Origin of the sequence: uncultured Photobacterium sp. (genome assembly GCF_947039875.1) — a bacterium.
Classification (GTDB): domain Bacteria; phylum Pseudomonadota; class Gammaproteobacteria; order Enterobacterales; family Vibrionaceae; genus Photobacterium.
In genome coordinates this window covers 34,752-49,090 of the sequence record NZ_CAMRAN010000009.1, presented here as the reverse complement: position 1 = coordinate 49,090, position 14,339 = coordinate 34,752, and the positions used below count along the sequence as shown (strand labels likewise).

Annotated in this window: 15 protein-coding genes, 1 pseudogene and 1 riboswitch; of the genes and pseudogenes, 7 read left to right on the top strand and 9 right to left on the bottom strand. The window is 37.6% G+C overall.

The annotated features are described in order from the left end of the window. Positions 1–34: 34 nt before the first annotated feature. Positions 35–1,054, bottom strand: a complete 1,020-nt coding sequence (locus Q0V26_RS05155) for a transposase (RefSeq protein WP_297478765.1) — start codon at positions 1,052–1,054, stop codon at positions 35–37. A gap of 244 nt (positions 1,055–1,298) precedes the next feature. Here Q0V26_RS05155 and Q0V26_RS05150 point away from each other — a divergent pair, with 244 nt between their 5' ends. Both Q0V26_RS05150 and Q0V26_RS05145 read left to right on the top strand, forming a co-directional pair. Beyond that, positions 1,299–2,150 (top strand): hypothetical protein, encoded by an 852-nt coding sequence (locus Q0V26_RS05150; protein ID WP_297478762.1) that lies wholly within the window; start codon positions 1,299–1,301, stop codon positions 2,148–2,150. Between the two features lie 40 nt (positions 2,151–2,190). Further along, complete coding sequence (locus Q0V26_RS05145; RefSeq protein ID WP_297478759.1) at positions 2,191–3,234, top strand: oxidoreductase; 1,044 nt, start codon at positions 2,191–2,193, stop codon at positions 3,232–3,234. 292 nt (positions 3,235–3,526) lie between these two features. On the opposite strand, the gene Q0V26_RS05140 is transcribed toward Q0V26_RS05145, so the two are convergent. Beyond that, positions 3,527–4,129, bottom strand: a complete 603-nt coding sequence (locus tag Q0V26_RS05140; RefSeq protein ID WP_297478757.1) for a putative adenosine monophosphate-protein transferase Fic — start codon at positions 4,127–4,129, stop codon at positions 3,527–3,529. Beyond that, entirely contained in the window at positions 4,122–4,577 is a 456-nt protein-coding gene (locus tag Q0V26_RS05135) for a YhfG family protein (protein ID WP_297478754.1), read from the bottom strand. The genes Q0V26_RS05140 and Q0V26_RS05135 overlap by 8 nt, the downstream gene beginning before the upstream one ends. A gap of 272 nt (positions 4,578–4,849) precedes the next feature. Here Q0V26_RS05135 and Q0V26_RS05130 point away from each other — a divergent pair. Further along, positions 4,850–5,086: pseudogene (locus tag Q0V26_RS05130) on the top strand (phage integrase N-terminal SAM-like domain-containing protein); the annotation flags it as partial. A gap of 139 nt (positions 5,087–5,225) precedes the next feature. On the opposite strand, the gene Q0V26_RS05125 reads toward Q0V26_RS05130, so the two are convergent. Together Q0V26_RS05125 and Q0V26_RS05120 are read right to left on the bottom strand one after the other, a co-directional pair. Beyond that, positions 5,226–6,071: an MBL fold metallo-hydrolase gene (locus tag Q0V26_RS05125; RefSeq protein WP_297478752.1), complete on the bottom strand. Its 846-nt coding sequence runs from the start codon at positions 6,069–6,071 to the stop codon at positions 5,226–5,228. Positions 6,072–6,685: 614 nt separating this feature from the next. After that, positions 6,686–7,885 carry a DUF3644 domain-containing protein gene (locus Q0V26_RS05120; protein ID WP_297478750.1) on the bottom strand — a complete coding sequence of 400 codons (1,200 nt, stop codon included), beginning with the start codon at positions 7,883–7,885 and terminating at the stop codon, positions 6,686–6,688. Between the two features lie 237 nt (positions 7,886–8,122). On the opposite strand from Q0V26_RS05120, the gene Q0V26_RS05115 reads away from it, so the two are divergent. Then, the gene (locus tag Q0V26_RS05115; RefSeq protein ID WP_297478748.1) at positions 8,123–8,824 is read left to right on the top strand and encodes an integron integrase; all 702 of its coding nucleotides are present in this window, start codon (positions 8,123–8,125) and stop codon (positions 8,822–8,824) included. Positions 8,825–9,279: 455 nt separating this feature from the next. Here the strand turns inward: Q0V26_RS05115 and Q0V26_RS05110 are convergent, their stop codons facing one another. From Q0V26_RS05110 to Q0V26_RS05095, 4 genes are all read right to left on the bottom strand, one after another. Next, positions 9,280–9,498: a hypothetical protein gene (locus Q0V26_RS05110; RefSeq protein ID WP_297478746.1), complete on the bottom strand. Its 219-nt coding sequence runs from the start codon at positions 9,496–9,498 to the stop codon at positions 9,280–9,282. 99 nt (positions 9,499–9,597) lie between these two features. Further along, positions 9,598–9,690: a YHYH domain-containing protein gene (locus Q0V26_RS05105; RefSeq protein WP_279152661.1), complete on the bottom strand. Its 93-nt coding sequence runs from the start codon at positions 9,688–9,690 to the stop codon at positions 9,598–9,600. A gap of 252 nt (positions 9,691–9,942) precedes the next feature. Further along, entirely contained in the window at positions 9,943–10,092 is a 150-nt protein-coding gene (locus Q0V26_RS05100) for a hypothetical protein (RefSeq protein ID WP_107249990.1), read from the bottom strand. A gap of 338 nt (positions 10,093–10,430) precedes the next feature. Then, positions 10,431–11,243 (bottom strand): DUF2971 domain-containing protein, encoded by an 813-nt coding sequence (locus Q0V26_RS05095; protein WP_107249989.1) that lies wholly within the window; start codon positions 11,241–11,243, stop codon positions 10,431–10,433. Positions 11,244–11,732: 489 nt separating this feature from the next. After that, positions 11,733–11,833: riboswitch (TPP riboswitch) on the top strand. Between the two features lie 107 nt (positions 11,834–11,940). On the opposite strand from Q0V26_RS05095, the gene thiD reads away from it, so the two are divergent. The 3 genes from thiD to Q0V26_RS05080 are packed head-to-tail and all read left to right on the top strand — an operon-like array spanning position 11,941 to position 14,330. Beyond that, a complete protein-coding gene (thiD, locus tag Q0V26_RS05090; protein WP_297478739.1) occupies positions 11,941–12,783 on the top strand; it encodes a bifunctional hydroxymethylpyrimidine kinase/phosphomethylpyrimidine kinase in 843 nt (280 codons plus the stop codon). Further along, positions 12,773–13,540, top strand: coding sequence for an ABC transporter ATP-binding protein (locus Q0V26_RS05085; RefSeq protein WP_297478736.1), 768 nt, complete (start codon positions 12,773–12,775; stop codon positions 13,538–13,540). Before thiD ends, Q0V26_RS05085 begins: the two co-directional genes overlap by 11 nt. Next, positions 13,533–14,330, top strand: a complete 798-nt coding sequence (locus Q0V26_RS05080; RefSeq protein ID WP_297478735.1) for an ABC transporter permease — start codon at positions 13,533–13,535, stop codon at positions 14,328–14,330. Before Q0V26_RS05085 ends, Q0V26_RS05080 begins: the two co-directional genes overlap by 8 nt. Positions 14,331–14,339: the final 9 nt, after the last annotated feature.

The window sequence follows — 14,339 nt, the reverse complement described above, 5'->3', positions numbered from 1 at the left end:
GTGGTGATAAACTTCTTTTATCAAAAATAGGTTTTTAGTGAGGGTGTAATCTTTGACTCGCAACCTTACCTTTGCACCAACGACCACCAAAATGTTGTTGAAACGAACACATTCGCGACCATTCACCACTCACATTAGTATAGAGCTCCATAAAGTCATTGCTATTATCTAACCATGCTGCCGCATTAACACCCATTTGGTGTAACAATTTAGGTTGAGTGGCTGGAATAAAACCTTTTTTATCATCGCGAATACTGCGTCCAGTCCAATCAATCAAATCTAAATAATCAGCAAAATCAAACTGAATTCCTACCTGTTTAACCTGATGCTCAGCACCAACAAAAGGCAATAATCCAATTTTAGAGTACTTAATTGATGATGAATTTAAGGTTGATTTTTTTGCTATAGACGTTTGATGGCACTCTGCTATTCGCTGTTGAATTGAAGTAAAATCAGAGTCCTGCAACGATGTCGTTAACCCAGCTCGAATCGGATTTAAATCAACATACATCATGCAAGAGAGTAATGCTTGTTCATCTAACAACGCTTGAGATTTAAAACGCCCTTCCCAAAAAGCACCAGTACAATCATCTTCTTTATTAGCTTTACGTGCAATTTCTTCATTTAAACACCTCATAAACCAGCTAATACTACCTAATCGTGACTGCCATTCTGCAACCAATGTTGATAACGCTTGTTTCTTATCTGCACCAACATCACCATTATTAACAAAATCAACGGCAATAGGATGACCATTAAATAACTGTAACCAGCGGGAAATGATCTCTTGAGGTAATAGCGCCTGCTGTTGCTGTATATCGATCTTTAAGACTAAATGATAGTGGTTATTCATGACAGCATAAGCGCAAACATCAATACAAAACACCTCAGACAATTGCTTGATTTTATTCACGATCCAGCCACGTCGATGTTGGTAATTCTTTCCACTATACGGGTCATCACCACACAAATAAGCCCGCCGAACACAGCGATTAATAATATGATAATACGGAGTAATTTGAGGTTCGATCAATTTACGTCTTGAAACTGTCATTTATTTCACCATAAGCAACGTGAAGCTTAAGTGTAGTGCCTTATCGAAAGCCTGCAATGTTTTGGCTGTCCCATACAATGTTTCTTTTATGGCTGTCCCAATTCTTTAGTTCTTGAAGATGTTTTAGATCGTTATCTTATTTCTTTTCAATTAACGTTCACCCACGTATATTTATTCAACTTTTTACCATAATGTCACTAGATTCATATAAATACCTCAAAGCCAAAATATAAAGGAGTATGCAATGCATCAAACAATAACATCATTACTTATCATTGATCCTCAATACGACTTTTATGATGTTCCATTATATGAGCAACTCACTTTAGGTGTACCACCAAATACGATCTCTCCTTCTCTTCCTGTTCCTCATTCATGGGAAGATGCTCAACAACTTGCTACATTTATTAATAATCAACAAAATAAAATCAACAATATCGTTGTAACCCTTGATAGCCACCATGAATACGATATTGCTCACGCGATTTATTGGCAGAATAAACAAGGTCAACATCCTGTGCCATTTACACTTATTAGTCATCAGAATATTGTCGATGGCTTATGGCAACCGACCAATTTAGAGCTACTTGATCACGTACTTGAATATACTCAATCCCTTGAGCAAACAGGTAAATATAGCCTGATTATTTGGCCAACACACTGTGTTATCGATTCAGTAGGACATACCATTGTTGCCCCAATTCAGACAGCTATTGATGCTTGGGAAAAACAGACCACGCTTTTACATCACACTATATCTAAAGGTGAAAACCCACATACTGAGCACTATGGTGGTTGTGAAGCTGAATACCCACTGCACGATGATATAAAGACCAAGTTTGATCCCCAACTAACAGCATTAGTCGTACAGAGTGATCGCGTCTTTATCTCAGGACAAGCTCTATCTCACTGCGTCGCCAGTACCATTGAACAAATGGTCGATAAGCTACCACTTGCTGACATTAAAAAAATAACCCTCCTTATTGATACCACCAGCTCTGTTGCTGGCTTTGAACAACAAGCACAAGCTTTTGTTGAAAAAATGATGGCTTTAGGTGTCAACATAATTAAAACAACGGATATTATGGTTGGTTAAATAACTAGCAGCTTTTATCCAACAACTGAGAGTGACTATTATGACCTTTTCTTCCATCAAAACCGCTATTATTGGCTACGGTTTTTCAGCAAAAACCTTTCATATTCCCTTTATTACCACCTCACCAGAATTTGAATTTACAGCGGTAAGCACCCGTAATCGAGAAGCAGTCAATCATGATTGGCCCAATGTGCAGCACTATGAATCTGCGCAAGATTTATTGAACCACTCTGATGCTGAGCTTGTCATTATCACAGCCCCTAATGACGTGCATTTTGAACTTGCTAAACAAGCACTTGAAAACGGTAAGCACGTCATCATAGAAAAACCATTTGTAACCAATATTGCCGATGGTGAAGCATTAATTGCCCTTGCCGCAGAGAAAGACCGAATCTTGAGCGTGTATCACAATCGCCGTTGGGATGGTGACTTCTTAACAATTAAAAAGATGATTGAAAAAAAACGTTGTGGTGAGTTAAAGCATTTTGAATCTCATTTCGATCGTTTTCGACCAGAAGTTCGTCAACGTTGGCGTGAACAAGCCACCAATGGCGGTGGGCTTTTGTTTGATTTAGGCTCGCACCTTATCGATCAAGCACTGGTACTATTTGGTATTCCTGATGCGATTACCGCACAATGCGAAATCATGCGTGAAGGTTCAACAAATGTCGATTACTTCAATATTGTTCTGCACTACCCTAATCATTTAGCGACCTTACATGGTGATTTATTCAGTGCTGGCCCAAACAAACGTTTTACGCTAAAAGGCACGCAAGGAAGCTATGAGAAATACGGCTTAGATCCACAAGAAGCGTGTTTAATTGCAGGCGTTTTACCTAACAAACCACAATGGGCAGACGAAACACCTGAGCAATATGGTCGTTTCTATAATGCAGATGGTAGCGAAACCATTACAACTGAGTCTGGTTGCTATCAACAATATTTTCAAGAACTTGCATTAGCGATTAACACCAATACAGCGCCACCAGTAACCGCAACAGACGCGTTATGGAATATCAAGCTGATTGCACTCGCAATGGAAAGTAGCCGCCAAGGCAAGACACTTACTATTGATAAATGGTGATAGTGGTTAATTAAGACCGCCATTTTCTCTATCAAGCCAAAGACAGGACAGCCATATGTTTACATACTTTTATGGCTGTCCTATATTTCTTCGATGGCATTAACGCATAATAATTAAAGAGGATCTAATTATAAATCAATGAATTAAATTGATTGGTTCACGCCAAGGATAACGCTCGACTTCTTTTCAGCACCACCCTTCATGACATTCGCAATATTTACTTATATGAAGCTGCTTGGGCTTGTCCAACACTTCGAATAGGTGTCGGCTACGCGACACATATCCTTATTTGTTAACTGCGCTTTTCAGCTTTAATTACACAAACAGAAAACAGCTCTTTCATTGGCACATAATTACAATGATAACCATGGATATTTGCGGCTACCCACTGCTCAGAAGTAATGCCTGAAAAATTAATATTGTAACCACAGTTGATTGCAATATGCTCAAACAACAAACGTTGGGCACGACCATTTCCTTCACGGAATGGATGTAAAACATTAATATCGCAATAATACTCAGCTAACTTAGTAAGAAATTCATCGTATGGTAGATCTACTAAATACTTATCTTTTTCTAACATTAAAAATAGATTATTTGCTTCTTTTTCAATCCTAGCTACATTACAGAAACGTGTATTTCCCTTTGAAATATCAATCGTTCTTAACTCGCCAGCCCATTCAAATAGATCGGAGAATAACATATGATGAATTGAACGCAGATAGCTGAAATCGTAAGGAGGTAATTGAAATTCTATATACATTGCAGCTAACGTTGTTAAATCACGTTCTGCAGCCTCTAATACCGCTTCATTGTTGATATTTAGCTTATTAACAAGAACCGTACTATTTTCGTAAGTATAAGGATCTTGTGTTGTGCCATATTTATCAGCCATTGAGCGCCTCTAACGAATTTACGTTTGAGTATTTGTTTAACAAAATTTGACGTTGTTGCTCTCTGTCGAGTGATAAATCGAAATTACTAGCAACATCATGCCCTTCTAAACGCATACTTTCTTTAAAGTTATCCATTTTAACTTGCTCGAAATAGGCATGCTTTTCTTCGTAAGAAGAAAGCATTGAATTACTTGGCATAACTAAATCAATATCATTAAGTTGAGACTGGATCGCTTTCCCTGATTCAAAAACACCCCAGCTATTAATAGAAAAACGGAAGGTTCGGCCCTGGCGCTCTCTTTGAATGTTTAAGCCTAAATTTTCAATTAATGAATTAACTACGGATTGTACTTTACGTTCAGAAATACCAGTTGCAGCTACGATAGCTTGAGTATTTGGAGATTCTAATCGTGTCATTGCAGCTAAAACTAATAATTCGTATTTCATGCTTAACTCGCACATTTATGCGGAAATAATATTAGTTTACAACTCAAAGGGAATGATTACCATATTTGAAAGCTAAATTAACAAAGAAGCAGTTAACGCCGCAATAACACGTGCGAAAGACCGACTTTCCAAACCAATTATACTCTAAATCGCGAATGCCGAATGTAAATAGCATCGTGTTGATTGCTTTGTTGAACGAAACCGCTACGCGGCAGAGTAAAGCAAACAGCGATTAAGCTACCTTAAATACTCCTTATAATGGAGTATTTATGATGAATAACGAACAACAGCAACGTTCAGATTATCTTTATGAACAACATGTTACCCACCTAACTTTACAAGGTAAACGTCCAGCTACTATTGATGGTTATAGTCATGCACTTCGTCGCATTACTCACCATTTAGATAAATCACCTGATACGTTAACCACTGATGATCTCAAACGATACTTTGCTCAACTGATTAAAACCCATTCATGGAGCACAGTCAGAATTGATCGTAATGGATTACGAAAGTTATGGGTGTCCTATGTTTTTGTTCTGACATTCGAAATATTTACTTATATAAAGCGGCTTGGGCTTATCTAACACTTCGAATAGGTGTCGACTGCGCGACACATATTCTTATTTGTTAACTGCGCTTCCAACGTTAGATCGTAATACTACGACCGGTTGGGAAATATTCTAAGCGATCGCCAAGCACGCCTTTTAGAATATGATAGGCTTTCATTCCTGTGCAGTGACCTGTATACAACTTATCTATTGGATAATTTAAGATAGATTCACCAATTTCTTCGATCTGCTTTTTAGTTCCACCAATACTATTAAATAATGGTAATCCGACCAAGTGAAAACCACCAACAACCGCTTTGATTTTTGTCTTTGGGAAGTGACTAATTGCAGTATCTATCATATTCAGAACACCACTATGAGCACAGCCAGTAAATACGATAAGCCCGTCATTTTCTTTTACGACGAGTAATAATTCATGATCGAAGCTATCAGGTTTGCAACAACCATCAGATTCAGTAAAAAGATATTGATTACCTTTTGGTTTAGCATATTTATTACTTAAATCAGTAATGATGAAAATATTAGGAGATATTTCAGTCATTTGATTAATAAAGATTAGTCGACTAGCACCTTTGGTCAATAACTGTTTATTTATGCCAACATTGCTTTTAAAGCCAAATGTTTTGAATAAATAATTGGTTTCTTCGCATTCACGAAAATACACTGGAGCTTTCAAGTTACGATCTAAAAAGTAAGTAACCCCGTTACAATGATCATGATGACGATGTGAAATAACAGCTGCGTCTACATTGTTAATATCAACATTCAATAAAGTAGCATTATCACAGAAAGCTTCGCTGCTTCCAGCGTCAAATAATATACTTTTTCCCATTGTGCTTGCATGAATAGATAACCCTCTTTCTATCGCTAGGTCAGTTCGATTATTCAATCTTGTATTATCAATTAAAGATGTCAGTATCATAAGGGAATTACCTATAAATATAAATTTGAGCCTTAGCGCTTAACAACTTGCCCGAATTTGTTCTTTGAACACGTGCCCGTATTTATCTCGCAATAATATAAAAATCATTATAAATCAGATACATTTTTAGTTATTAACCCCGATAGTAATCACAAAATGGAGGAGCATAGGACAGCCATACCTTTATTTTAAAAACTCAACACGCGGCAAGTAGACTCCCTATCGCCCTCGCGGCATTAAAACAATCATGTCCCATCTATGCCCTATTTAAAAAATGACAGTCGTTGAACCATTAACACTTTTATGGCTGTCCTATCTTTTTTTTTGTCCATGCTGTCAGCATGTCATGCAATTGGCGGGGATTTTTCGACCCAGATAAAAACGTAAAATAATAAGGATAATGGCATTAACGCGTAATAATTAAAGAGGATCTAATTATAAATCAATGAATTAAATTGATTGGTTCACGCCAAGGATAACGCTCGACTTCTTTTCAGCATCACCTTTCATGACATTCCCAATATTTACTTATATAAAGCCGCTCGGGCTTGTCCAACACTTCGGATAGGTGTCGGCTGCGCGACACATATCCTTATCTGTTAACAAGCAATTATCTACCTAGCTTTATAAGCTATTAAAGCTTGCTGCAACCAAGAATCTTGTTCCTTGATATTTTTAATCACCCAATTAATGAATTTAGCTGAATACCTGTGAATATCAGTATAATTATGATACTCAGAATTATTATTTGCTTTAATTTTATGTTTATAACAGATAGCTTGAAAAGAGTGTTGATTTAATACTACCTTTGATTGCTCTCTATTCATTTGTTCAATAGCAGCCTTTGTTGTAAAAGGATGCGTTGTATTTAAATCTTTAGCTTGAGTGATAATAACTGCTTGTTGACCATTATCACCAACACTCAGAGTTAAATCGGCCTGACTTGGATTTTTTGTTAAAGCTAATTTATAGTCAATTGAGATAGAGTATTTATCTGAGCCAATCTCTTTACTTGTACTTTCAAATTGCTTTAAAAAGTTAGTAACCTCTACAGCTGTTATATCACCATATGATTCTTTTATGATACCGATTTCAGGATCAGGGCCATCTAACACCAAACTTAACATGCCAACACTCTGGCCAGCTAAAGGAGAATTCCCCATTTGATTTCGATAACGTTCTTGATAATTTAAAACGTTGGCTTGAAATAATCTTGAAAGTTGAGGCTGTAATTCTGGAATCAGAAGGTGTGTCGCATGATCTCGTAGCTGTATTAGTGTCTCTATATTTAATTTTACAGGATCATTATTTTGCAACCTCAATGGTAAAGAATCAGATATCGAAATACTTTTCCCATTTTTATAAAATACTTTCTCCTCACCTAAAGCTTCCAAAATCTCAGCTTTCAAAAATAACTCCCAAGCGTTTACCATCATAATAGTAAATGCCTCAACCCTATTACATAGGCTAGGTCGGTTATACATTTCTAAAGCTAATGTAAATGCATCTAAACTTCTTTTTATCAACTTCTGATACATTTTCTCATTTGGCGATAATTTACGCGCAGAAGTACTTTGTGACATTAAGCGAATAAATTCATCATTAGAAACTTTAGAAAGTCCTTCTGATACCCATCCTCCATGTTCAGATTTAAAAATATAGGAACCTTTTAATTTCTCACTTATATATTTCCCAACACTTTTAGGGTTGTAACCTGTTGCTATTGCCGCATCTTGATATGTAAAGCTTTGCGCTTTATCTTCTTGTTCTCGAAAAAAGTCGAGCAAAAGTATTCTTTTATCTTTTCTAGCCATAATCAATATACCCTACTATTGCTTGTTAACAACTTATTATATTAACAACTTGCCCGAATTTGTTCTTTGAACCTGCGCCCGTATTTAATTCGTCATTATACAAAAAACATTATAAATCAAAAACATTATTACATTGGCTGCCCGATAGAAGTCACAAAATCGGGCATCTGCCTTTTAGTTTCCACTTTTTTTACTAATACTAATTGCTGTATGTATTAACAGTATAAAAGGTGCGCAATGGCTTCTCTCTTTCTAACTTACATAAAAGAATACATGTATCAAAAAAACTACGCAAAACGTACTGTTGAAAGTTACTTATATTGGATAAAAAACTATATTTTATTCCATGATAAAAAACATCCTGATAAATTAGACAATGATGATGTTGAACAATTTCTGTCTTATTTAGCCAATCAAAGAAATGTTGCAGCAAAAACACAAGCTACAGCCCTTAATGCACTTGTCTTTTTATATTTACATATTATTAAAAGGCCATTATCTCAAAAACTCAGGTTTTCACGTGCTAAATATGCACGAAAATTGCCCGTTGTTTTAACACAGAAAGAAATAGCTTATCTTTTTCAGTTTATTGATCCCCACTATAAACTACCAATTCAACTTATGTATGGTAGTGGTCTTCGTATTAGTGAGTTACTTTATCTTAGAATAAAAGATATTGACTATGATTATCAGTCAATAATGATTTGGTTATCAAAAGGAAATAAAAATCGTCGTGTAACATTAGCACCTGAATTAATTCCCGCATTAAAAGCACAACAACAAATAGTTCATAATTACTTTAAACAAGATATTTTAAATAAACAATATTGTGGTGTATGGTTACCTCATGCTTTAAATAAAAAATATCCTTCAGCACCAAAAGACTTTCTTTGGCAATTCTTATTTCCTTCTTATAAATTATCAGAAAAAAGAACATAGGACAGCCATAGCTTTATTTTAAAAACTCAACGCGCGGCAAGTAGATTCCCTATCGCCCTCACGGGCATTAAAACAATCGTGTCCCATCTATGCCCATTTAAAAAAGTGGCGGTTGTTGAACCATTAACACTTTTATGGCTGTCCTGTCTTTCGCACATCTTTCGCACAACCCTTTTGTCCATGCTGTCAGCATGTCATGCAATTGGCGGGGATTTTTCGATCCAGATAAAAACGTAAAATAATAAGGATAATGGCATTAACGCATAATAATTAAAGAGGATCTAATTATAAATCAATGAATTAAATTGATTGGTTCACGCCAAGGATAACGCTCGACTTCTTTTCAGCATCACCTTTCATGACATTCCCAATATTTACTTATATAAAGCCGCTCGGGCTTGTCCAACACTTCGGATAGGTGTCGGCTGCGCGACACATATCCTTATCTGTTATGTTTAGACACGAATGGTGATATTGTTACCACCGATCTCAGCGAGACGTTCTAATGTTTGCGGAAAAATTCCGTGGGAGCTGATCGTTACGTGACCTCCCGCTGCTACACAAATTCGCACGATGTTTTCCAAAGTTTGAGGGAACAATGTTGTGCTTTCTGTAATCTCGATATTCGCGCCCATACGAGCTAAGTTTTCAATTGTTTGTGGAAAAAGACTCATATACTTTCCTTTATTTACAAAGAAAGGACAGCCATATGTTTTATATTTTTATGGCTACCCTGTCTTTCATGTTCAATATGTGCAGATAGAAAAACAAATTTAATGGCAGTGATATACGCCAGTTTTGTGGTTTGTATGACAACCATTAGAGTCAGTTCCACCTGAATGGGCATTTGCTACACCTGACAACATTAAAGAGATAAAAATACAGATAGATAGCTTTTTCATTACATTACCTTAGAGTAAATTTTATAGTTTATTTTTCGAGGAATATACAACCAATGTAATAACAAAAAAGAATGGAAAACCATTTTATAGGTTTATGTCAAATAATATACACACAAAGAAATAATTAAAGGTCAAATATCACCTATTCGTATTATGTTTTGCTACTGAAACAATATTAATGGGCATATTTAAATACGCCCATGAAATTAAGCTTATTTAATTCTTACAACCATTTCTGTCACAAGTAATTTTACTATGTGAATCAGTCCAGTGGGTGGCTTCTTTTTTTGTATCAAAACCACAACCCGTTCGACCACCTTTATTTCCTTGATGAACAATACCTGAAGGAGAATGCTTTACAGCCATATTATTGTTTCCTTAATATTTATCACCGTAATTGGTAACAATATCTTAATTAATAAAACATCCTCACCATGTGACTAGAATCACATATATATCTATAATTTAAATCAAAAAAATTTCTGTGATTACACACAAAACATCCTGTAAATGACTAATTTAAATGTTTCACTAATTACAAAAAACAGGACAGCCATATATTTAGATATTTTATGGCTGTCCTATTTTTCTGCCACTTCATGATATTCGCAATATTTACTTATATAAGATTGCTCGGGCTTGTCCAACACTTCGGATAGGTGTCGGCTGCGCGACACATATCCTTATCTGTTAGCCTTTCGCTATCACCATGACGTAACACGATTTAAGTTGAACATATTATGGTACTTACTCTGATTTGATTTATCGTAATCCACTATATCCAATTTAAATTGATGAGAGTGCACAAACGCTTCACGAACTTTAATACCAAACTTTGAACATTGTTCTACGATTTCTTTTTTCTTACTTACTGGCATTTGACAACCAAGAATAATTGACTTAATCATTGTCGGCTCTACAGAGAAAAATGGGATATTTAGTTCAGGGATATATTCGGCAAGATCAAGTGGTAGCAGGAGTCTTTGCTCTTGCTCATACTTCCATTCAGGAGACTTCACAAACCAAGACTCTGTATCATGCTCTAATTCACTCGGCTCAATATAGGTTGGGCGTTCAATTGTATAGTTCACTTCGCGCAGTTCACCAATATTTGGGTAATGATCATCTACGTACTCACCAAGAAAAGTCGTAGCATTTTTATATTTACCATTGAAAAAATCAGCGTCTCTTTCGAACTCAATGCAAATGCCGGCATGATTGTTAGCATAATGAGCCCACATCAAAAGGTTGTCTTCAATAGATGCAAAGCACAACACACCGACAGTAGCCCTAACACCACACTGAGCATCCCATGCATAATCATAGTATGAGGCAGGATCTGATAGAGAGGTAGACAAAGACATCATATGGTCATGTTCATCTTTATCAAGAGAACTTAAGTAATTGCCCATAACCATTTCAAATGGGTCATTAAACTCACCAAAGCGAGATACTTTTAAGAAAAAATTATCAAAAAACTCCGGTCTGTATTCGGTATATTTAAAAACTGAACTCACTAATTTTCTCCATAATTTATTGAGAATGGCTAACAACTTATTATATTAACAACTTGCCGAATTTGTTCTTTGAACATGCGCCCATATTTATCTCACAATAATATGAAAATCATTATAAATCAGATACATTTTTAGTTATTAATTCCGATCGTAATCATAAAATGGAGGAGCATAGGACAGCCATATCTTTACTTTAAAAACTCAACGCGCGGTTAGTAGATTCCCTATCGCCCTCGCGGGCATTCACTGTAGGGAGTGACGGCTGTTGTTTAGGTCTATGGGTTATCTGAAAGAATGAACATAGGAGCATAGTGGAGGAACATTTGAAAAAATAACAGTCGTTGAACCATTAAAAAGCCACACCCCATCACAACAATAAAACATTCACCAATTTAATATATTATGTATTAACAATCTCGCGTAGTATTCGTAACGTGTTATTTCTTAATAAAATAGAGTGACAATTAAATTATTCTGAATTAGGATAATTGCCATTAGTCGGGGGGCGTTAAGCTGAGATCACTGTAATGGTGGGACCCGTTGAACCTGAACCAGTTAGCACTGGCGGAGGGAACTAACTATCAACGGATTATCAACGTTAATAGATGCAAGCTAAGTCAACTGCACACTCTCATGCCGCAGTTTACACTTCCCGCTTGATAACTTGTTCCTGATGCTAGCGCGTAAGGAATGAAGTATGTCACACACCCCATCATCGCATCACACAACTACCCCTATTGTATTGACGATTGCAGGATCAGACAGTGGCGGCGGCGCGGGTATTCAAGCCGATATTAAAGCCATTTCAGCAACAGGTAGTTATGCTTGCTCGGTTATTACGGCGATTACCGCCCAAAATACGCAAGGCGTTAGCGGCATACTAGCCATTCCTCTTGATATGGTTGAGCAACAGCTGGACGCCGTATTCAGCGATTTAAATATTCAAGCCGTTAAGATTGGCATGCTCGCCGACAGTGATATTATTCGGCTGGTTGCTGCAAAAATTCGTCATTACCAACCGAAGTTTTTAGTTATTGATCCGGTGATGGTTGCCACCAGCGGTGATGTGTTATTACAACAACATGCCATTACTACCCTCAAAACAGAATTACTGCCACTGGCTGATATTATTACCCCTAATCTACCAGAAGCTGCTGCATTAACGGGTTTAGACATTCCACAATCACTGGCTGATATGCAAGCGATGATCAGTGCATTGCGGGAGATTAATCCTCATGCAGTGTTACTCAAAGGTGGGCATTTAGAACAAAGTAGTGCTAGCACTGATTTACTGATTCTTGCCACTGACGTTATTGAACTGACAACCCCTCGTATTCATACCAACAACACCCACGGCACTGGTTGTACCCTATCTGCGGCTATCGCGTCTTATTTAGCCCAAGGTAATGATCTTACAACGGCAACTACCTTGGCTAAACGCTACATTACCGCTGCCATAACCGCCGCCGATGAACTCAATGTTGGTCATGGTCACGGCCCTGTGAATCACTTTTTTGCAGGTCATCATCATGTCCGCTGATCTGGAAATAGCTATTACTAATGGCAGTTTACGCTATCACTCAAGCCCCCGTTCAAATACAAATAACGCGGTGATTGAGAACCTAAATTTAACCATTGCCGCTAATAAATGGACTTGTCTGGTCGGTAAAAGTGGCTGTGGTAAAAGTACGTTGATCAAATTTTTAGCCGGATTACTCACCGAAAGTACACAATGGCAAGGTCAACTGATTATTTCAGATAATCAGCCTTTAACAGGGCGAGTAGCTTATATGGCACAACAAGATCTGTTATTGCCTTGGTTAACGGTGTTAGACAATGTCTGTGTTAGCAGTAAATTTGGTCATCACAACTCAACACCTAATCTAAAACAACGGGCTATGACATTATTAGAACATGTTGGTTTAGCGGATAAGCATCAACTACTACCACAACAATTATCGGGCGGTATGCGCCAACGAGTCGCTCTTGCAAGAACACTATTACAAGACCAACCGATTGTATTAATGGATGAGCCGTTTTCAGCACTCGATGCAGTCACCCGTTATCGCCTCCAAGATCTGTTTGTGAAATTACTCAAGCACAAAACCGTGGTGCTGATAACTCATGATCCTCAAGAAGCAATTCGATTAAGTGATCAGCTATATATTTTGCAAGGCGAGCCAGCTTTTGCAACGGCGCTATCGTTACCCGCATCATTACCACCACGGCGCTTTGATGCTGAATCAGCCAGCCACCAGCAACGTATTTTTGACATATTGGCACACGATCATGACTGATATTACCCGTTTAATCGCTACCAAATCGCCGTATCAACAACGGCACCCACAGCGTGAACTTGCAACACCGATACGATTACTGGTCAGTATTAGCGTGCTACTTGGATTATGGCAACTCACCGTAATGGTGTTTCACTTACCGAGCTTTATTTTACCGCCGCCATTGGCTGTAGCGCAGCGGTTAGTCTCCCGCTATGACGTTCTGTTAAGCAATACATGGGTGACCAGCCAAGAGATCATTCTAGGGCTGATACTCGGTTTATCATTAGGGCTATTTTTTGCCTTACAAATGCTGCTGTTTAAACCCGTTAAACGATGGTTATTACCATTACTGATTGCCAGTCAAGCCATCCCTGTGTTTGCTATCGCTCCGGTATTAATGCTGTGGTTAGGCTATGGCATTGGTTCTAAAGTAGTAATGGCAGCGTTAATTATCTTTTTCCCTGTCACCACATGCTGTTATGACGGCTTACGCAATACCCCCACCGGTTACCTTGAATTATCCGCCACCATGGGCGCGACTAAATGGCAACAACTTAAATATATTCGCTTTCCTGCTGCTTTACCGGCACTAGCTTCTGGCATTCGAGTCGCGGTGGTTATTGCTCCGATTGGCGCAGTCGCTGGCGAATGGGTGGGCGCGAGCAAAGGCTTAGGTTATTTAATGTTGCAAGCCAATGCACGGATGATGATTGATGAAATGTTTGCCGCGCTATTTATTTTATCACTGTTATCAATATCGCTGTATTTCATCACGGACAGATTATTAAAACGCCTAATCCCGTGGTAACCGTAAACC